This window comes from Luteitalea sp. (assembly GCA_009377605.1).
Lineage (GTDB): Bacteria > Acidobacteriota > Vicinamibacteria > Vicinamibacterales > Vicinamibacteraceae > WHTT01.
In genome coordinates, this window is record WHTT01000012.1 from 60433 (window position 1) to 80861 (window position 20429).

17 protein-coding genes are annotated in these 20429 nt (G+C 65.0%); 2 read left to right on the forward strand and 15 right to left on the reverse strand.

Features of this window, described 5'->3' with window-relative positions; all coding sequences use genetic code 11:
* Window positions 1-10: 10 nt before the first annotated feature.
* The 14 genes from GEV06_05955 to GEV06_06020 all read right to left on the reverse strand — a co-directional run bounded on the left by GEV06_05955 (window position 11) and on the right by GEV06_06020 (window position 15983).
* The gene (locus tag GEV06_05955) at window positions 11-1222 is read right to left on the reverse strand and encodes a D-galactonate dehydratase family protein (protein ID MPZ17438.1); all 1212 of its coding nucleotides are present in this window, start codon (window positions 1220-1222) and stop codon (window positions 11-13) included.
* Window positions 1223-1236: 14 nt separating this feature from the next.
* Window positions 1237-2262, reverse strand: coding sequence for a sugar kinase (locus GEV06_05960; GenBank protein MPZ17439.1), 1026 nt, complete (start codon window positions 2260-2262; stop codon window positions 1237-1239).
* Window positions 2259-2924: a bifunctional 4-hydroxy-2-oxoglutarate aldolase/2-dehydro-3-deoxy-phosphogluconate aldolase gene (eda, locus tag GEV06_05965; protein MPZ17440.1), complete on the reverse strand. Its 666-nt coding sequence runs from the start codon at window positions 2922-2924 to the stop codon at window positions 2259-2261. The genes GEV06_05960 and eda overlap by 4 nt, the downstream gene beginning before the upstream one ends.
* Before the next feature lie 68 nt (window positions 2925-2992).
* On the reverse strand, window positions 2993-4363 hold the full coding sequence (locus GEV06_05970) for an MFS transporter (GenBank protein ID MPZ17441.1): 1371 nt from the start codon (window positions 4361-4363) through the stop codon (window positions 2993-2995).
* Between the two features lie 24 nt (window positions 4364-4387).
* Entirely contained in the window at window positions 4388-5164 is a 777-nt protein-coding gene (locus tag GEV06_05975; protein MPZ17442.1) for a glucose 1-dehydrogenase, read from the reverse strand.
* 179 nt (window positions 5165-5343) lie between these two features.
* A complete protein-coding gene (locus GEV06_05980) occupies window positions 5344-6150 on the reverse strand; it encodes an FCD domain-containing protein (protein ID MPZ17443.1) in 807 nt (268 codons plus the stop codon).
* A gap of 267 nt (window positions 6151-6417) precedes the next feature.
* Window positions 6418-7659 (reverse strand): TIM barrel protein, encoded by a 1242-nt coding sequence (locus tag GEV06_05985; protein MPZ17444.1) that lies wholly within the window; start codon window positions 7657-7659, stop codon window positions 6418-6420.
* A 36-nt stretch (window positions 7660-7695) separates the two neighbouring features.
* Entirely contained in the window at window positions 7696-8862 is a 1167-nt protein-coding gene (locus GEV06_05990) for a gfo/Idh/MocA family oxidoreductase (GenBank protein ID MPZ17445.1), read from the reverse strand.
* A complete protein-coding gene (locus GEV06_05995) occupies window positions 8859-10631 on the reverse strand; it encodes an FAD-binding protein (GenBank protein MPZ17446.1) in 1773 nt (590 codons plus the stop codon). Before GEV06_05995 ends, GEV06_05990 begins: the two co-directional genes overlap by 4 nt.
* 136 nt (window positions 10632-10767) lie before the next feature.
* The gene (locus tag GEV06_06000; protein ID MPZ17447.1) at window positions 10768-11418 is read right to left on the reverse strand and encodes a hypothetical protein; all 651 of its coding nucleotides are present in this window, start codon (window positions 11416-11418) and stop codon (window positions 10768-10770) included.
* Between the two features lie 129 nt (window positions 11419-11547).
* Window positions 11548-13389: an FAD-binding protein gene (locus tag GEV06_06005; protein MPZ17448.1), complete on the reverse strand. Its 1842-nt coding sequence runs from the start codon at window positions 13387-13389 to the stop codon at window positions 11548-11550.
* A gap of 5 nt (window positions 13390-13394) precedes the next feature.
* Window positions 13395-14024 carry a hypothetical protein gene (locus tag GEV06_06010; GenBank protein ID MPZ17449.1) on the reverse strand — a complete coding sequence of 210 codons (630 nt, stop codon included), beginning with the start codon at window positions 14022-14024 and terminating at the stop codon, window positions 13395-13397.
* A 109-nt stretch (window positions 14025-14133) separates the two neighbouring features.
* Entirely contained in the window at window positions 14134-15183 is a 1050-nt protein-coding gene (locus tag GEV06_06015; GenBank protein ID MPZ17450.1) for a gfo/Idh/MocA family oxidoreductase, read from the reverse strand.
* Window positions 15180-15983 (reverse strand): FCD domain-containing protein, encoded by an 804-nt coding sequence (locus tag GEV06_06020; protein MPZ17451.1) that lies wholly within the window; start codon window positions 15981-15983, stop codon window positions 15180-15182. Before GEV06_06020 ends, GEV06_06015 begins: the two co-directional genes overlap by 4 nt.
* A gap of 382 nt (window positions 15984-16365) precedes the next feature.
* On the opposite strand from GEV06_06020, the gene xylB reads away from it, so the two are divergent.
* Both xylB and GEV06_06030 read left to right on the forward strand, forming a co-directional pair.
* Window positions 16366-17880: a xylulokinase gene (gene xylB / locus GEV06_06025; GenBank protein MPZ17452.1), complete on the forward strand. Its 1515-nt coding sequence runs from the start codon at window positions 16366-16368 to the stop codon at window positions 17878-17880.
* 35 nt (window positions 17881-17915) lie between these two features.
* Window positions 17916-19082 carry a xylose isomerase gene (locus tag GEV06_06030; protein ID MPZ17453.1) on the forward strand — a complete coding sequence of 389 codons (1167 nt, stop codon included), beginning with the start codon at window positions 17916-17918 and terminating at the stop codon, window positions 19080-19082.
* Between the two features lie 186 nt (window positions 19083-19268).
* On the opposite strand, the gene GEV06_06035 is transcribed toward GEV06_06030, so the two are convergent.
* Entirely contained in the window at window positions 19269-20384 is a 1116-nt protein-coding gene (locus tag GEV06_06035; GenBank protein MPZ17454.1) for a DUF222 domain-containing protein, read from the reverse strand.
* Window positions 20385-20429 lie beyond the last annotated feature (45 nt).

A 20429-nucleotide genomic window follows, 5' to 3' on the forward strand; every position in this document is an offset into this window, starting at 1 on the left:
TTGCCCTCCCTTACCAGCTGTGCATCGTCCCGTCGACCCGCCGATTCACCGGGAGGTAAGCGGGGTCGTACGGGTACTTTGCCGCGAGATCCTCGTCGATCTCAACGCCCAAGCCTGGCTCGTCGCCCGGGTACATGTAGCCGTCCTGGAACGTGTACGCGTGCGGAAACACACGATCGGTCTCGTTCAGGTGCGGCATGTATTCCTGGACGCCGAAGTTGTGAACCGACAGATCGAAGTGGAGCGCCGCCGCGATGCAGACCGGGCTCATATCGGTGGCGCCGTGGCAGCCCGTGCGTACTTGGTGCATTTCGGCAAGGCTGGCAATCTTCCGCAGGTGCGTGATCCCACCTGCATGAACAACGGTTGTCCGAATGTAGTCGATGAGCTGTTCCTGTATGAGCTTATAGCAATCGAACACACTGTTGAACACTTCGCCCACGGCAATGGGCGTTGTCGTGTGCTGGCGAATGATACGGAAGCCTTCTTGGAGCTCGCCGGGCGTCGGATCCTCCAGCCAGAGCAGGTGAAATGGCTCGAGCAGTTTGCCGGCGCGCGCCGCCTCTATTGGGGTGAGGCGATGGTGGGCATCGTGTAGCAGGTGCACATCTGGGCCGAACTCGGCACGGACTCGCTCGAAGAGCCCGGGCAGAAAGTTCAGATACGCCTCGGAGCTCCAGCGGCTCTCGGTCGGCGCGGCGCCACGCTCAGCCGGCTCATAGAACATTGCGCCACGGCCGACGCCGTATGTGCTGGCCAAGCCGGGGATCCCGGACTGCACCCGCACCGCCTTGTATCCAAGGTCGAGGTAGTGCGCAACGGCCCGCACGGCATCCTCGACCGTTTGACCGTTGGCGTGCCCGTAGACGAGCACACCCTCGCGTGAGGCGCCACCAATCAACTGGAACACCGGCACGCCGGCGGCTTTGGCCTTGATGTCCCAGAGGGCCATGTCCACGGCCGAAATCGACGCCATGGTCACGGGGCCCCGGCGCCAGTACGCGCCTACGTACAGATACTGCCACGTGTCTTCGATTCGGCGGGCATCGCGGCCGATGAGCAGCGGAATGACATGGTCGTTGAGGTAGCTGACAACGGCAAGCTCACGCCCGTTGAGCGTTGCGTCGCCCAAACCGGTGACGCCGTCTTCGGTCACGAGCTTCAACGTCACGAAGTTACGACCCGGACAACACACGATCACCTTCGCATCGACGATTTTCATAAGACCTTGGTCCCTTACCTTTGCACGCGCCCGCTGACGTCTCCCTTGGCCACGCGCTCCACCTCGGCGACGGTCACCCGGTTGAAGTCTCCAGGAATGGTCTGCTTGAGCGCGCTTGCGGCAACAGCGAACCTGAGCGCGTCGGCCGGCGCCTTGCCGGCGATCACGCCGTAAATCAGCCCACCCGCAAAGCTGTCGCCGCCGCCAATGCGATCGACGAGACGCACGTCATAGCGCTGGCTATGATGGAACTCTCCCGAGCCCGCATCGTAGAGAGCCGCGCTCCATCCGTTGTCACTTGCCGAGTAGCTCTCACGCAGCGTCACGGCCACCAGCTGCACACCGTATTCGCGGACGATGCGCTCGGACACGGCGCGGTACCCCTCCAGATTCAAGCGACCGGTGGCGACGTCCGTGCCGGCCACCTCCAGGCCGAGAACGGACTGAATGTCCTCTTCGTTGGCGATGACCACGTCGACGAGGGAGACCAGGGGCCGCATGACCTCCTGCGCCTGCGCCTCGGTCCACAGCTTCTTGCGGAAATTCAGGTCGAGACTGACGCGGGCGCCCGACGCCTTCGCCGCCTCAATCGCTTCACGCGTGCAGGCGGCAGCCGAGGCGCCTAGTGCCGGCGTGATGCCGCTCGTATGAAACCAGGCAGCCCCCGTGCACACCTCGGCCCAGGGCACCATGCCAGGCTGCAACTCCGTGATCGCCGATCGCGCGCGGTCGTAGATGACGTTGGATCCGCGCTGCGACGCGCCGGTCTCCGCATAGTAGACGCCGATACGCTCGCCACCACGTTGAATGTGGTCGGTGTGTACGCCTTCGGCACGCAGTGCACGCACCGCCGCCTCGCCAATCGCGTGCGCCGGCAGCCGTGTGACGTAGTGGCTCTCGCAGCCACACCACGCCAGGCTCACCGCGACATTGGCTTCACCGCCGCCGAATGTCGCCTGAAAGACCGGAGACTGAAGGTAGCGCTCGAAGCCAGGCGGGCTCAAGCGCAGCATGATCTCGCCAAATGTCACGGTCTTCATGATCGCTTGCCGGCTCCTGCTCGCGCCGCGGTGATGTCCTCTATCGCTCGTCGAGCATTTGCCGTGAGCACATCGTAGCGCCCCTCCGCAATGGCCTTTGGATCGAGCATCGCGCTGCCGACGCCCACCGCCGACGCCCCCGCCTTGATCCAGTCGCCCACGTTCTCGAGGCTCACGCCGCCGGTCGGCACGATCTTGATCTGCGGCAACGGCCCCCGGAGGTCGCGGATGAAGCCGGGCCCGAGCGCCGTGGCGGGAAAGACCTTGACCAGATCGGCGCCCGCCTGCCAGGCGCTCAGGATTTCGGTCGGCGAGAAGCAGCCGGGCACGACCGCCGCATCATAGCGATGACACAGCTCGATCACGCCATGGTGAAGCGTGGGTGCGACGACGAAGCGCGCGCCAGCCAAGATCACGTGCCGCGCGGTCTCTGGATCGAGCACCGTACCGGCGCCAAGAAAAAGGCCCTTCGGGAGCGACGCCGCAATCTCCTCGATCAGCCGCGTCGCGCCCGGCACCGTCATTGTCACCTCGAGCGCACGCACGCCGCCTTCGGCCAACGCGTCGAACACCGCCCGCACGCGTCCCGCGTCCTGCATGCGGATGATGGCAACCACGCCACTCTCCTCGATGCCACGAACGATCTCTACACGTGAAGTCATAAAAGCAGGGACCTACCTTGAACCTCGAACCTCGAACCTCGAACCTCGAACCTCGAACCTCGAACCTCTTACCTTAGATCCACCGGCTCCAATCTCGGCGCGAGCAGGTGCACGCACCCTAGCGCGACGAGATAGGCAAACCCGGCCACCAGAAAGATGATGAAGTAGCTCCCGGTCGTTTCCAATAGCCGGCTCGTGATATCAGCGATGAAGAAGCCCCCGAGTGCTCCCGCCATCCCCGCGAGACCGATGACCGATCCCACGGCCTGCCGTGGAAACATGTCCGAGGCCACCGTGTAAATGTTGGCCGACCACGCCTGGTGCGCGCCGGCCGCCAGGCCGACCAGCCCCACGGCGGCCCACACGCTCGAGACCTGCGACGCAAACACGATTGGCGTGACCGACACCGCGCAAATGAACATCGCCGTCTTTCGCGCACGGTTCGGAGACCACCCACGCTTGAGGAAGTGCGACGACAGCCATCCGCCGGCCACGCTTCCGACGTCGGCAATGAGGTAGATGCCAATGAGCGGAGGCCCCATCGACATCAAATCCAACCCGTGGTTGCGGTGCAGGAAGTCGGGCACCCAGAAGAGATACAACCACCACACCGGATCGGTCAGGAACTTGCCGGCCGCCACCGCCCACGTCTGGCGCAGCGGCAGCAGTCGGCGCCAGGCGATCCTCTGTGTTGGCTCGGCGGGATCGCTTCGAATGTGCGCGAACTCGTCGCGTGAGACACGCGGATGCGTCTCCGGCACGCCGTAATAGCGCAGCCAGGCCACGAGCCACAGAAAGCCGAGCACTCCGGTGAACACGAACGCCCAATACCATCCGTAATACACGACGATGGGGGGAACGATGAGCGGCGTGAGGATGACGCCGACGTTGGTGCCCGCGTTGAAGATTCCTGTCGCCAGTGCCCGCTCGCGCTTCGGGAACCACTCGGCCACCGTTTTGATCGACGCCGGAAAATTGCCCGCTTCCCCCACGGCAAGCAGGAATCGGCTGATCGAGAACCCGATGACCGACGGCGTCCAGGCCAGGCCGACGCCGGCAAACAGCGCCACGAGGGGCGCGCCGATCGCTGGCGCCTCGGCGTGCAGGATGGCCGCAAGCGACCAGACGATGACGGCGATTGAGAAGCCGATCCGCGTGCCGACGCGATCCATCAGCCAGCCCGACGCCGCCATGCCGATCATGTAGGCGACTTGGAAGGACTTGACGATGTTGCCGTAGTCGAGCTCGGACCAGCCAAACTCCTGTTGCAGCGTCGGCTTCAGCAGGCCGATGACCTGACGATCAACGTAGTTGATCGTGGCGGCGAAGAAGAGCAACGCGCAAATGATCCAGCGGTAGTGTCCGATCGTGGAGCGCGGCGCCTCTGCACCGGGCGCCTCTGGAGGCGGAGAAACCGCCGGCCGAAGGTCAGTGGGCACGAGTATCCTTGGGCTGACTGCGTGTCATTGATTGACGCCGCTCGCGAGGAACCCGCCGTCGACAACCAGCACATGGCCCGTGATGAAGCTGGCCGACTCCGACGCCAGGAGCACGGCAGCGCCTTGCAGCTCTTCGACATGGCCGAAGCGCTTCATCGGAGTGCGCAGCAGGAACTCTTGCCCGCGCGGCGTACCATCGAGCAGCTGTGCGTTCAGCTCCGTTCGGAAGACGCCAGGCGCAATTGCGTTGACGCTCACGCCGTGCGGCGCGAGCTCGATCGCCAACGACTTGGTGAGCGACGCCACCGCCATCTTGCTGGCCGAATACGCCGCGACCTCGTGAAGCGACACGAACGATCCCAGCGATGCAATGTTGATGATGCGGCCCCAGCGGCGCTCGACCATGACCGGCGCAAAGACCTGACACACCCGCCAGGTGCCGGTGAGGTTCGTCTCGAGGATACCCTTCCACTCCTCCTCCGGCTGGGTGAGCGTCACCGCGCGCTTGGTGCGCCCTGCGCAATTGACCAGAATATCGGCGGCGCCCAGCGTTCTCAGTGTCTCGTCGCGCAGCTGCTCGAGCGAGGCGCGGTCGCCGACGTCCGCCGGACATCGCACTGTGCGCCGCCCGCGCCGCTCGATCTCGGCCGCGACTTCCTCGACGAGCGCCGTCCGGCGCCCCGTCGCCACGACGTCGGCCCCTGCCTCTGCGAGCCCCATCGCCAAGGCGCGACCGATGCCTGACGTCCCGCCAACAACAACCGCCACACGCCCAGTGAGATCGAGTCCACGAAATGCCATGATGAGGGTGACAAGGTCTGACCACGTGGAGCGCTAACCGTGACCCAGATGCCCGGTTCTTCTATCATCCGCCCCACGGGCTGTCAAGAACTAATGCGCTGATTCTAGGTAGGTTCCGCGCACCGTGCGCTGCCAATGCGGCTTGGATCAGACCCGAAGTGGTCAACCGACCGCATGCCCTACGTGTCTGATGGTATCTTCTCTGACGGTAAACTCCCGCCGTCTGCCTCCGCTGCGGCCTCGGGTCCGCCGTTGGCTGGTTCCCCGCTCGTGTCTTCGGCGAGCAGCCGCTCCCGCGACGTGCGCAAGTGCCTGTCCATTGCATTGCGCGCGCGGTCCGGATCGTGCGCCCGCAACGCCTGATAAATCGTGCGATGCAGGTCCGCCGCCTCCTTGAGCTGCGGACCGTGCGCCCGGCCGGCAGTCTGCCGCCGGTGCTCATAGAACAAGGCGGAGACCATCTCCACGAGCGACGCCAGAATCGGATTGCCCGAGGAGGTCGCGACCGCGCGATGAAAACGGATGTCGTGGACGAGGAACGCTTGCTTGTCGTCCATCGACGCGTACATGCCGGTGATCTCCTCGGCAATCGTCGCGAGCTGATCCCCCGTGGCGCGCTCAGCCGCAAGACCGGCGACGCCGACCTCCAGCACGCGCCGCGCCTCGAACATCTCCGTGGGCGTGAAACCGTGCAGCGCCGCGAGAAAGCTCAGCGGCTCGCTTCCCAGCATCGGTGGCCCACCACGAATGAATGTTCCGGCGCCGTGACGAGACTGCACAACACCCATCGCCGCGAGCGCGCGCAACCCCGCCCGCACACTTGGCCGACTCACGCCGATGTGCACAGCGAGCTCGCGCTCCGCCGGCAAGCGATCGCCCGGCTTCAACCCGCCGTGCTCGATGAGCTGGCGCACATGAGCCACGACCTTCTCGGCCGCAACGCTGTGAAATCGTGTGAGCGCTGAAACATCAACCGTCGAGGTCATACCAATGCACTACGTCTGATCAGGTTTTGGCTCTCGAACGGTACCACTTCCACAAGAATCGTGTCAAACGACGCCGATATCGACGCTCGCACCGTGAGACACGGCGCCCCGGCGATGAAACAGGGTGATGATTTGACACGCCTCACAAGTAGTGGATTAACCATTCGACTCGCCTTCCGCTCACCTAAACGGCGAGCCACTGACAGGGAGAATGCCCTGAGCGAGGGAGCGAAGCGACCGAGTCGAAGGGCCGAATCCTGATTCCTGCTAGGACCGATAGGCTTGCCGGCCAATTCCTTGCACGGGAATGCCCTGCGCCTGCAGGACCTCGTGCTGCAACGCGTACATTGCCGCCGCCGCTCGATCGATCGCGCGGACGAACGCAACCGACCCTTTCAGGATCGGCGCGACGCGCTCGCGGTCTTGAATGCGTGCCTTGGGGTACTCGTGCTCGACGATCAGGAAGGTCTCGGAAACGTCGAGCTTCAGGAGCTCACGTGCCGCCACTTGATGATCCAACCAGTCGACGGTGCGGTTCTGCAAGTACGCGAGCGGGTCGTGACGCGCCGTGCCTGGGAGCTCGTGCTCGCACAAGACGATCTGTTTCTTCCAGGCGTTCAGCTGATCCGCCGGATTCGTGGATGGCTGGCCGTTCACCCAGTCTCCACGCTCGAGCGTCTGTCCGCCGTAGCCCCACGCCGAGACCCCCACGGCGTCGATGACCTGCCCCTTGACGTGAAAGCCGCCAATCAGGAACTCGTACCCTTCGTCTTTGAGATATTGAAAGATCGAGCGCGTATCCTGGCCCATCAAGATGGCATGCGACGGATCGTAATGAATACGGAACTGGTCGCCGACGCCGTGCCGCTCGCAGATCCGATGGAGGGCGATCCACGCCCCCGGCGTGTACGCAATATTGTTGTGAAAGCTATCGCCCGTCGTCCAGCCCGGCATCGGACACTGTTCGACGCGATAGATCAGCCCCCGCGCCTTCGCCTCCTTCAGAAGCGGTATGAAGCTCTCCTCGAAGTCGCGCAAGTCCTGGTCCATGCTCTGGTCGAAGTTGCGACCAACGAAGCCGCAGACGGCCTCCACGCCGAGCAGCTCGCACGCCTCGAATACACGGCGCATGAAGTCATGCTTCTTCTTGAGAAGCGCCGCATCTGGGTGGAGCATGTTGTCGAAATAGCCGACTTCCGAGATGCCGATCTTGTGCGCGTCGAGCGCAGCCTGCACACGGCTTGCGCGTCCCTTCGTGAATGGCTGCCGTAGGTCGAGTGTGTTGGCCACCGGATCGAGCATGGCTTCAGGCGGCACGTCGGCCTGCGAGGGATGCAGCGCCGCGGACAGTTGGATGTAGTCCACACCGAGGTCATGCGCGAACGCCACCCAGTCTTCGATAGCGCGATCCGGATCCGCGTCGCGAACGTCGCGCGGCGTGAGCTCCTGCAACGCCGCCGTGAGGATGCCAACCTTCATGTACTTCGGTTCGAACGCTTTCACCGTCATGAACAGCCTCCGAAAAAGATGCCTGTCATCTTTTCCTCAATACTCGACCTTCACCCACTTGTTGCCTGCCCTTGCGCTCTCGAGCATGGCATCCACCAGGCAGTTTGCGCGGTAGCCGTCCTCGAAGGTGGCAAACGCGGGTGGTTGCTCGTCACTCCTCGGATCCCGTCCCTCGGCGATGTAACCGTACACGTCGCGCATCACGTTACAGAACGCATCGGTCCAGGCTTCTTGGTGTCCGCCGGGGAGGTGCGCATACCGGCGTGCCGGCTCGTCGAGCAGCGACGGGTCCTTCAGCAGGAGCTGGTTCGGCTGGTCGCGTCGGCCAATCCAGAGCTCGTTTTGCTGCTCCTGGTACCAACGCAGCGACCCGGTTGCGCCGTTCACTTCGAGGAACAGGTCATTCTTGTGGCCGGCGCTCACCTGGCTCACGGAGAACACGCCCCGCGCGCCCGAGTCGAACCGCACGAGCACTGTCGCGAGGTCCTCGACCTTCATCTCCACTTCTTCCAACTGCTCGTCGGCCCTGGCCGCCGCAAACGCCTCGCGCGAGCCGGTCGGCTTCTTGCGCTTCGGAATGGTCGTCGACAGATCAGCAAGGACCTCGGTAATGCGTGTGCCGGACACGTGCTGCGCCACGTCGCACCAGTGTGAGCCAACATCACCGAGCGCCGACGAGGCGCCACCCTTGTCCGGCTCGAGCCGCCACGAGTAGTCGGTGTCCAGCAATAGCCAGTCCTGCAGGTACTGGCCGAACACGAAGTGCGGCCGGCCGATGTCGCCGCGCGCGATCATGAGTCGCATCTGCTGCACGAGCGGGTTGCCCCGATAGTTGAACGTCACGGCATGAACGACACCCTTGGCGCGGGCGCCATCGAGCAGCTTGCGGGCCTCCACGGCATTCATCGCCAGCGGCTTGTCCGAGACGATGTGCTTGCCCGCTTCGATGACTGCGAGGTTGACGGGATAGTGCAGGTAGTTCGGCGTGGTGTTGTGAACCACCTGAATGTCCGGGTCTCGAATGAGCGCTTCATAGCTCGCGTACGACTTCGGCACACCGAGCTGCTCCGCCTTGGCCTTCGCCGATGCCTCGCTGCTCGCAGCAATGCCCACCACGTCCACGAACCCCAACCGCCGCACGGCGTCGAGATGATGCGGGCCGACAAAGCCGGCGCCAACGATACCCATGCCAACACGCTTCATATGTCTCCTCGCTTCATCTCTTCCTTGAGGAAGTCCATCGTCCGCCAGCACATGGCGAGGATAGACCAAGTGGTGTTCTGCGTGCCACCCGAGACGAACGGCGCCGCGTCCGCGAGGTAGACGTTCGAGACGTCGTGCAGTCGACAGAACTTGTCGGTGACCGACGTCTTGGGATCCTCGCCCATGCGCGCGGTCCCGATCTCGTGAATCGACCAGCCAGGCGGCAGCGGCTCGCGACGAACCTGGATGTTCTCGGCTCCAGCCACTGTCAACATCTCTTCGATCTGCTCCGCCATGTCCTCGACCATCTTCATCTCGTTGTCGCCGAACCGGTAGTCGAAGCGCAGCACCGGAATGCCCCACGCGTCCTTCACCTCCGGATCCAACAGCACACGATTCTCTTTGCGCGGCAACACCTCACCGAACCCGCCCAGGCTGATGGGCGCCGGATACCACTCGCGCACTTGCTCCTTGAACGCAGAGCCGAACCCCTCGATCTCATGCGCCATGGCGGGATACTCGGCGCAGCCACCGCCACCCTGAAAGTGATAGCCCCGGATGAAGCGCGGGTGGCGGTCCGTGAGGTTCCGAAAGCGCGGCACATACGGCGCCACTGGCCGCCCATCGTCCAGCGTCGGCGCCGTGCCCTTCCGAATGGGAATGTACCCGCTTCCCCCGATGCCCATGAGATGCTCGCTGAGATAGCAGCCGAGGACGCCCGACGAGTTGCCCAATCCGTTCGGGTAACGGCGCGACCGCGAGTTGAGCAGAATACGTGTGGACTCGAGGGCGCCGGCGCCAAGGATGACAACACGCGCCTTGAAGTCCATGACATCGCGCGACACCCCATCGATCACGCGGACGCCGGCTGCCTTGTTGGTGGCCTCGTCGAAAAGCACTTCCGACACGATCGACTGTGGACGAACGGTCAGATGCCCGCTGTCGCGCGCCGGATAGATCAGCGCCGTGGGCGAGTGGAACGATGCGTTGAGGTCGCACCCGCGGCCGCAGCGCCCCCGCCCCATGCAGCGCGCGCGGTACTTACTGAGAACGCCATCGGTCGTCACACCCGCGCGTCCGGGGATGTAGTGGCGGTCGAGCTTCGCGATAGCGCGCTTGAAGTGCACTTCGACGCAGTTGAGCTTCGACGGACGCTGGAAGATACCGTCCGGCACCTGCATGAGCCCTTCCTTCGTGCCCGAACATCCGAGCAACTCGTCGACCCTGTCGTAGTACGGCTTGACGTCCTCGTAGGAGATCGGCCAGTCGACGTCGTACCCGTCGTGACTCGCAGCCTTGAACTCGAGCGGGCCATAGCGCAAGGCGCCACGGCCCCAGAAGTTCGTCTTGCCACCGAGGATCCGCGCCCGAACCCACGCAAACGGCGTCCCGGTTGTCGGGTGCTCCTTCTCGTTCACCACCCAATTGCGCGTGAAGGTGCTCCCGGCGTACGACATCAACTTCTTGTACGGTGCGAACTCCGGATGATTCCCGTACGGCCGGTCGTACATGTTGTACTCGGCCACGGCGATGGGCCGCTCGCCCTCGGGTAAGCGGCCGCGTCGCAGCGACGCGTACGGCCACTCCATCGTGCGGTACTCCTTTTGACCGTCGATCATCCGCCCGGCCTCGAGGAGCAGCACCTTGACGCCCGCCGTGGCGAGCTGGAACGCCGCCATGCCCCCGGCGGCACCGGAGCCCACGATAATGACATCCCATGCGCCTGAGCCCGGATGGATGGAAGAGGCGAGCTTGCGCGTCTCTTCCATCGCCGCGGTCAGATCAGGTCCTTCGATCGTCAGATCTCTCTCGCCTTGCATCGCCTTCCTCTGCCACATTGAACGCGGGGCCTTCCACCTTCGCGCTTTGCGCGTCGGTGGACGAGTCAGGCCCCGCGACCGAATCTCACGGTTTCTGGCCGCAATGGGGGCACGGCTCGCCGTCGACGGTCTTGCAGCCGACGAACTCGGGCAGATGCTGGTTGCCCTTGTACCCGAGCTCTTTGTGGATGCCAATCTCCGACGTATAGTAGCCGCGGACGGTGGCCTCCTTGGTGGTCTTGAAGAACTTCTCGAGTCCCGACTGCGGATCACGTTCGTGCTTGCTCATCTCCGTGAGCAGCTCGGTCGTCTGGGCGGCATTCAGCAGTGCGAATGACGCTTGGAACCGCTCCCGGCTCAGGCGATCCACCTCTGACAGACCGTCGGTCCACGTGGCCTGGGTCTCTTCATCCGATTCACTGAGCAACAGGTCGATGTAGTCCGCCACGCGCGCCGCCCGCGCACCCGGGGAATGTCGATCGGCAGGAATGATGGCTTCCGCCAACGCGTCCAGGTCCTTGTACTGTGCCGGGGTCAGGAAGCGGAGCGTCGGCGGCGCCTGCGATTGCTGAATGCGGGCAAAAGCACGGGCGCCCTCGTCCGAGAGGTACGGCCACAGCGCAAAGCCGCCGACGCCGGCGCCCAACGCCTTGAGCGCCCCCCGCCGCGTCACGCCTCCGACCGAAACCAATTCCTGCTCGCGAAGATCTTCTGGCACGTACCCAATTCTCCACACGTAGCGCGCGTGGCCTTCAGGCCGCGCTCGCTACAGGCGAAGGGGCTAAAGCCCCCCTCGCTACGTCCTTGCCCTTGATCCCTTGATCCCTTGATCCCTTGATCCCTTGATCCCTAGATCCCTTGCCCCCTAGATGGTCCGTCTCTTCATCTCTTCCTTGAGGTAATCCATCCCGCGCCAGCAGAGCGCCAGGATCGTCCAGGTCGGGTTCTGGCAGCCGGCCGACACGAAGATGCTTCCGTCGACGACGAAGAGGTTCTTGACGTCATGCGTCTGGCCGAAGGAGTTCGTAACAGACTTCTTCGGGTCGGTCCCCATGCGTGCCGTGCCGAGCTCGTGAATCGACCAGCCTTCGGTCAGCACGTCGCGCGTCACCTTGATGTTCTCGGCGCCCGCCGCGTGCAGCATCTCCTCCGCGGTGTCCGCCATGTCCTTGGCCATCGCCAGCTCGTTGTCACCGAAGCGGTAGTCGAAGCGGAGGACAGGGCTCCCCCACGCGTCCTTCACCGCAGGATCGAGCTCCACCCGATTCTCGTGCCGCGGCAAGACCTCGCCAAACGCACCGATGCTGATGGTCGCCGGATAGTGCACACGCACTTGCTTCTTGAACGGCGATCCAAAGCCGGAGAGGTCGTGCGCGAAGCCTGGGTACTCGGCACAGCCCCCACCGCCTTGGAACCCATAACCACGCAGAAACGCGGGATGCTTCTCCTCGATGTTCCGGAACCGGACGATGTAGGCGCTTTGCGGCCGGCCATCGTCGAGGCTGGACGCACGCCCCTTGAAGACTGGAAGGAAGCCGCTTGCTCTGGGCCCCATGATGTGCTCGCAGAAGTGATGTCCCACGAGGCCCGATGAGTTCGCCAGCCCATTGGCGTGCTGCTCCGACTTGGAGAGGAGCAGGAGCCGCGTGCTCTCGAGCGTGGAGGCTGCGACGACGACGACGCGCGATTTGAAATCGAGCACGTCGCGCGTCTCCGAGTCGATGACGCGGACACCGCTGGCCTTGCTCGTCGAGGGATCGACCAGGATCTCCGCCGCTATCGAGTTCGGCCGCACCGTCAGATTCCCGGTGTCGCGCGCCGGAAAGATGAGCGCGGTCGGCGAGTGCATCGGTGCTTGCAGATCGCAGCCGCGACCACATCGTCCTCGCCCCATGCAACGCGAGCGGTACTTGTTCGCCACACCGTCGGTCGTGACACCCGCGCGGCCGGGGATGATGTGCCGCCCCATCTTGGCAACCGCGGTCTTCAGGACCATCTCCGGACAATTGAGCTTGACCGCTCGCTGGAACTTGCTGTCGGGCAGCTGCGCGAGGTTCTCGACCGTGCCACTGATGCCGAGCAGGTCGTCGACCTGGTCGTAGTACGGAGCAATGTCCGCGTACGAGATCGGCCAATCCTCACCGAAGCCATCACGGCTGGCCGCTTTGAAGTCGTAATCCGACAATCGCAGGGCGACGCGGCCCCAGAGGTTGGTCTTGCCGCCCAAGATGCGCGCGCGCACCCAGGCGTACCGCGTGCCGGTGGTCGGATGCTCCTTCTCGTTGACGAGCCAACTGCGCGTGAAGGTGTTGCCAGAATAGGAGAGCAGCTTCTTGTGCTTCTCCAACTGCGGCGCCGTGCCGTACGGCCGGTCGATCATGTTGTACTCGGCGACGTCGAGCGCGTGCTCGTCTGGCGGCAGTCGATGGCGTCGCTCCGTCGCGTACGGCCACTCCATCGTGCGGTATTCCTTCATGGGATCCAAGAGGCGGCCCGCTTCGAGCAGTAAGACCTTCACGCCGGCGGTCGCGAGCTGGTACGCGGCCATGCCGCCGGCCGCGCCCGAACCGATCACAATCACGTCGTACGGTTCCTTGCCCGGCGTGATACGTGCAGCCTCCGCGCGCGACTGCGCGAGCTGCGCCGTCACGACCTTCTGCTCGTCTTCGTATTTCGGCTGCGCGGGTGCCTTTGGTGCGGATTGCATGGTGTTCATTGTGCCTTCGGGTCTTTGTATCCGTGCTCAGGGTGCGTGCATCCAACGAACTCGGGCAAGTATTGATTGCCCTTGTACTCGAGCTCTTCGTGGATGCCGATCTCTGAGGTGTAGTACCCGCGGATGGTCGCGTCCTTGGTTGCGACGAAGAACTTCTCGAGCATCGACTCGGGTGCTGACTCGTTCTTACTGATCTCCGTGAGCAGCTCGCCGGCCTGCGCGGCCGAGACCTTGGCGAACGGCGCGCCGTGGCGTTGCTCAGAGGATTTGTCCAGGGCCGCCAGTCCTTCTGTCCAGTTCTTCTGCGTGTCCGCGTCGGATTCGGCGAGCAGGAGATCGATGTAATCGGCGACGCGTGCCGCTTTGGCACCCGGAGAGTGATCGTCGGCCGGAATGATCGCCTCGCTCAGGATCCCCACCGTCTCGTACTGAGCAGCCGTGAGGAACTCGAGCGTCGCCGGTGCCTGGGTCCGCTGCACGATCGCCAGTGCCTCGGCCGCCTCGGACGAGAGAGACGGCCAGACGACGAAACCACCCACGCCGATGCCAAGCGTCCTCAGCACCGCCCGGCGCGTCATACCCTGTTCAACGCGCTGCGCTTCCTCGTCAATTCGTTGCTGCGCCATGACTGCTCTCCTCGATGACCGCTCGGGCGCGGCCAGCTTGTCCGCCGAAGCTTTATGCGAAGGCGGAAGCCGCAACCCACCACCATCACCTTGTCACCCTACCACTTCGTCACACCGTGTCACCCGCTGGCCTATCGATCTCCACCGGCGTGCCGCGTCGTGCCGACTCGTAAATGGCCTCGACGACCGCGACGCTACGACGACCTTCGCGCACATCGCATCGAGGACGCGAGCCATTATCGAGCGCGGCGAGAAAGTCCTCGAAGACGCGGCGATGCGGTGTCGCGTCGGCGACCACGGGTGAGCTGGCGCTCGCCGTGGCACCGACGTGGGCGCCGGAGGGACGCGACTCTGCCGTGGCATCGATGAGATCGCGACGAACGACACGATCCTGCTCGACCACGATCGTACCGCGGGTTCCGGTGATCTCGATGCGCCGGTTGGCCCCAGGGTACGCCGCCGTAGTGGCTTCGAGGGTGGCGACGGCGCCGCTGGCGAACTCGAGCAGCGCCACGACCGTGTCCTCCACCTCGATGGCGTGCAGCGTCGTGCGTGTCCATGCGAAGACGCGCTCGATGTCGCCCATCAACCAGAGCAGCAGGTCCACGGTGTGGATGCCCTGGTTCATCAACGCACCACCGCCGTCGAGCGCCCACGTGCCGCGCCATCGTGACTTACTGTAGTACTCGAGTGGACGATACCACTTCACCTGTGCCGTGGCGAGCGTGAGCCGGCCCAGAACGCCTGCCGCCAAGTCGTTCTTGAGCGCTTCGAGGTCCGGGGCGCACCGCTCCTGGAAGAAGACGCCAACGGCGAGCCCGGTGCGATCGACGGCGTCGATGATGCGATCGACACGCGCCGTGCTGATCTCCAGTGGCTTTTCCACGAGGACTGGCAGGCCGCGGGCGATGGCGGCGGCAATCTGCTCGCCGTGCAGGCCAGAGGGGCTGCCGATGGCCACCAGCTCGAGAGGCCGGTGTGACAGAAACGCCTCGATGTCGCTGTAAGCGACCGCCTCGTGCCGCGCCGCCAAGCGCTCCGCTTTCTCGCGGTTCGCGCCGCAGACCGCGCTCACGCGCACGTCCGGCAGCGCCGACGCGGCGTGGGCGTGCGTATCGCTGATGTTGCCCCCCCCAAGGATTCCCACATGAACCGTCATCGCTTCGGAGGTGCTCCTGGCTCGTCGGCGTGGCTGCTGCCTCGCGGCGGACCGGCTGCGTCCCGGGTCGTATCGAATGGGGTCAGGAGTGAGACCGGAAAACGGTCAATCCCCTCGGTGCTCATCGCTTGGGACTGCGCGAGATGCTGGCTCATCGCCGCCCGTGCCGCTTCCGGATTGCGGGCGCGCAGCCAGTTGTAGATGGTGCGGTGCATTTCGGCCGCCTGCTTGAGATCGCGCTCCCGGCCGACGTTGCGGCGCCGGCGCTCATAGAACATCGCCGATATCATTTCGACGAGCGAGGCGAGGATTGGGTTTTGGGAGGCGGTCGCCACGGCGCGGTGGAATCGGATGTCGTGTACCAGGAACGTCTGCGGATCCCCGAGCGACGCAAACATGCTGGCCATCTCGTCGGCAATGGCGGCAAGATCCTCACCCGTCGCCCGCTCAGCCGCGAGGCCGGTGGCGGCAATCTCGAGCACCCGCCGCGCCTCGAACATCTCTTCGGCAGTGAACTTGTGCAACGCGACGAGGAAGCTGAGGGGCCCGGTCGCCAGCATCGGCGGACCGTCGGCAATGAACGTCCCTGCGCCGTGCCGCGTGTGAATCACCCCCATGGCCGCGAGCGCCTGCAATCCAGCGCGAACGCTCGGCCGGCTGACGCCGATACGCGCGGCCAGCTCCCGCTCGGAGGGCAACCGCGCGCCCGGGCCCGCCTCACCTCGCTCGATGAGATCGCGGACGAAGCCGACCACCTGGTTCACCGTCATCTGCTCCGGCGACTTGGGTGCCCGGACCATGCGAACGCCTCACGCGCCGACGAGACAAACGCCACCGCGTATGACCAAAATATCTCCTTCTCCCAGCATGTCTTCGCCAAACTGCCGCTTCGGTCGGAGAATAGCCGGACCAGGGCATCAATGCAAGGGACCAAGGGACCAAGGGGTCTAGGGGTCTAGGGGTCTAGGGGTCTAGGGGTCCAGGGGTCCAGGGGTCCAGGGAAAACAGCTCAGCGACCTGAGCGTAGTGGTCGTCGCTACTGCTTCGTCCGTCCCGCCAGCCCGGCGCGTTCGCGCAACGCCCTTGATCCCTTGCCCCTTGGGCCCCTGCCCCCTTGATCCCTTGATCCCTTGATCCCTTGATCCCCTTGGCCCCTGTCTCTGTTATAGGATCCTCCCCGCCATGCCACATGTCCTCGGTATCGACGTCGGCACGGGCGGCACGCGCGCCCTCGTGGTCGATCAGCAGGGGGCCGTCGTCGGCGCCGCCACGGCGGACCACGTGCCGTTTGCCTCACCGGAGACAGGATGGGCGGAACAGGATCCGCGCGACTGGTGGCGCGCGACAACCGAGGCAGTGCCGCGCGCGCTTGCCCAGGCGAAGGTCGAGGGAGCGTCTATCGCGGCCGTTGGCTTGACCGGCCAGATGCACGGCTCGGTGTTGCTGGACGACCGCGGTGAGGTCGTGCGGCCTGCGCTCCTCTGGTGCGATCAGCGCACGGCGCGCGAATGCGCGCACATCACGGAGACCGTCGGCGCGGCGCGACTCATCGAGCTCACGTCGAACCCGGCGCTGACCGGATTCACGCTGCCCAAGCTGCTGTGGGTGCGCGGTCAGGAGCCGGCGGCCTGGAAGCGAGTGGCCAGCGTCCTCTTGCCGAAAGACTACGTGCGGTTTCGGCTCTCCGGCGTCCGCGCCACCGATGTGGCCGACGCCTCCGGCACGCTCCTCTTCGACGTCAGCCGCCGCACCTGGTCGGAGGCCATGCTCGACCTGATGGATCTGCCGGCGTCGTTACTCCCCGACGCGTTCGAATCCCCTGACCAGACGGGTGTCGTCTCGGGAGAAGGTGCCGCGGCAACCGGCTTACGCGCCGGCACGCCGGTCGTGGCGGGCGGCGGTGATCAGGCTGCGGGCGCCGTCGGGATCGGCATCGTCCGGCCGGGTGCCGTGAGCGCGACGCTCGGCACGTCCGGCACGGTGTTCGCGGCGACCGACCGACCCGCACGAGATCCGCATGGTCGGGTCCACACGTTCTGTCACGCAGTGCCCGGTACGTGGCACGTCATGGGCGTGACACAAGCCGCCGGCTTATCGCTCCGCTGGTTCCGCGATCAGTTCGGCCTTGGGCCCCAGGCAAACATGGATGGCGATCCGTACGATCACCTGACCGATGAGGCTGCCGATATTGCGCCTGGCGCGGACGGCGTGCTGTGGGCCCCTTATCTCATGGGGGAGCGCACGCCCCACCTCGATCCGCACGCGCGCGCCGCGCTGGTAGGCTTGGCGGCCAGCCACACGCGTGGACATGTCATTCGCGCCATCCTCGAAGGCGTCGCGTTCAGCCTGCGCGACAGCTTCACTATTCTTGGCGAGATGGGCGTCCCCGTAACGGCCGTGCGTCTTGGCGGCGGCGGCGCCCGGTCGAAGGTCTGGCGGCAGATCCAAGCGGACGTCTACGGCCAGGAGGTCGAACGGCTTCGGACAGACGAAGGTGCTGCCTACGGCGCCGCCTTGCTGGCCGGTGTGGGCGCCAGGATCTGGCCCAGTGTCGTGGCAGCCTGTGACGCGGTCGTGCGCGTTGCAGATCGCACGGTACCCGACGCCGCCGCGGCGCAGCTCATGGACCGCCAGTATCGCGCGTACCGCGCCATCTATCCGGCCCTTCGCCAGGTGCGTGAGGCGCGAGATGCGTAAAGCGTACATCCGTCCGTTGAGGTGGTAGAAGGACCATGACAGACACAAGCGCATTCGAGCCCAAGCCGGAGCACAAGTTCTCATTTGGTCTGTGGACCGTTGGCAACCCAGGCCGCGATCCGTTTGGCGAGCCGGTTCGCCCGCGGCTGGCGCCACCCGATGCGGTGAAGCTCCTCGCAGAGGTGGGCGCTTCGGGGGTTAATTTCCACGACAACGATCTGGTCCCCATCGATGCCACGGCTGCGGAGCGCGACCAGATTGTCAAGGACTTTAAACAGGCGCTCGCCGATTACGGCCTGACGGTGCCGATGGTCACGGTGAACCTCTTCACGGATCCGGTCTTTCGGGACGGGGCCTTCACCGCGAACGATCCGGACGTTCGCGCGTACGCGCTCCAGAAGACAGTGCGCGCGATGGCGCTTGGCGCCGAGGTGGGCGCCAAGATCTTCGTGCTCTGGGGCGGTCGTGAGGGCACGGAGACCGACGCCTGCCGGCGGCCAGACGAGGCGGTGAAGCGCCTGCGCGAGGCGGTCGACTTCCTCTGCGCGCACAACCTCGCGCAGCGCTACGGCTATCGCTTTGCCCTCGAAGCCAAGCCCAACGAGCCGCGCGGGGATATCTACATGGCGACGACGGGCGCCTATCTCGGCTTCATTGCCACGCTCGCCCATTCGGACATGGTCGGCGTGAATCCTGAGGTCGCGCACGAGCAGATGGCGGGACTCAACTTCACGCACGCGGTGGCGCAAGCGTGGGAAGCAGGCAAGCTATTCCATATCGACCTCAACGATCAGAACCCAGGCCGCTACGATCAGGATTTCCGCTTCGGCGCGGCCAACCCGCGGTCAGCGTTCTTCCTCGTGAAGTTTCTCGAAGACGTGGGCTACGACGGTCCGCGTCACTTCGACGCGCACGCGTACCGCACGGAGGATCTGGAAGGGGTCAAGGCGTTTGCGCGCGGCTGCATGCGCACGTATCTCATTCTCAAGGAAAAAGCCGCACGCTGGAATGCTGATCCCGAGATTCAGGGTCTCTTGAGCCGAATCGGCTCCGATGCCGCGTCACGGCTTGGCGTGTACTCGCCGGACAGTGCGAAGGCTCTCGAGGCTCGGACGTTCGATCGCGCGGCGCTCGCCAAGCAGGGCCTGGCGTACGAGCAACTCGATCAGCTCACCACAGAGATCCTGCTCGGTGTTCGGTAGGGTCACAACGGGTACGAGAGATGAGGCTAGCTCTGCGACACGCTCAGCGCGGTGGGCGAGCGCCGCATGGTCTATGAGTTGTGCTGACTGATGATGTGGCCCGAACTGCCTGACTAATACATGGCTGTCTTCAGGCAAATGACTCGCGTGGTCGCCGGCCACCGTTTGGACGTCCTGTTCTACGACCTATGTCGGAATCGACGGTTGAGCAGACACGCCCGCGCCTGAGGCGACAGCCGTGGGGTGATCCCTCAGCACGTCGAGGGCGTAGTGCAGGTCGAGGCGTTCGCCGAACCAATCAGGCGTGGCCGTGTCCGGGCCGATGGGAATGCCAGCTGCCGCAAGTCGCGCAGTGCTCGGCGCGAGTGTGTCGCAGACGTCGTTGCCACGCCAGCGTGGTGCCGGTGGTGCAATGGGGAGAGGCCGACCATCCGGCCGGCAGACGCTGACCGTCCCATCCAGCGCCCTCGTGAGCGTGAACCCCTCTTCGTGGACCGCCCGATGGTGCCGTCGGCACAGCAAGGCAAGGTTGGTCAGCCGCGTCGCGCCGCCGTCGCACCAATGGTGAAGGTGGTGCGCGTCGCAGTGCCGCCCGGCGCACCCGGGAAACTGGCAATGGCGATCACGCGCGGCAAGCGCCCGCCGGATCGCGGGCGGAATCGTCCTCCGCTTCCGCCCGACATCGAGCACCGAGCCGTCTGGCGCATGCCGCATCACCACCGTCGACGCGTCGCAGGCAATGCGTCGCGACGTTTCAGCGGAAACGCGCACGCCACCCGCATCCTCCAGCACGGCCTGGCCCGCGTCGGGGGCGACGGCTTCCCCAGCGGCCGGTTCAGCGTCTGCCTTCAGCGTGTCTTCGTCCACGTGGATGACCACTTGATAGCGATCGCCTGCCGTGCCGCGATCCAAGTCACTCGCCAGCGCGCTTTCGGCAAGGAGGCCGAGCGCATCGGCGCGGCGTTGGCCGGGTGTGACTTCCGCCGTGGCATCGTCGCGTGGATCGCTGGCGCTCTCACGAAACAGCCAATCGCCTGCCGCCTCGAGCGCCCGTTGCACGACGGCCCCGAGCTCCGGCGTCAGCCGCCCGCGCATGACCAGCATCCCGTCCTCATCGACCCAGGTCTGGAGATATCGCTGCTGATGGCGTTGTTCGGTCTCCCGTGCTTCGTCCAATCGATCGGTCCGGCGCCAGGCGCGCACCACCCGCTCGACGTGCGACGCGGTGCCACCCTGCGCCGCCTCCAGGAGCCGCGATTCATTCTCGGGGTTCGCGATCCGTGTGAGGGCGCGGAGTCCCAATCACGAAGCGCGCGTCAGAAAATTCTTGTCAAGCAGAAAATGCGG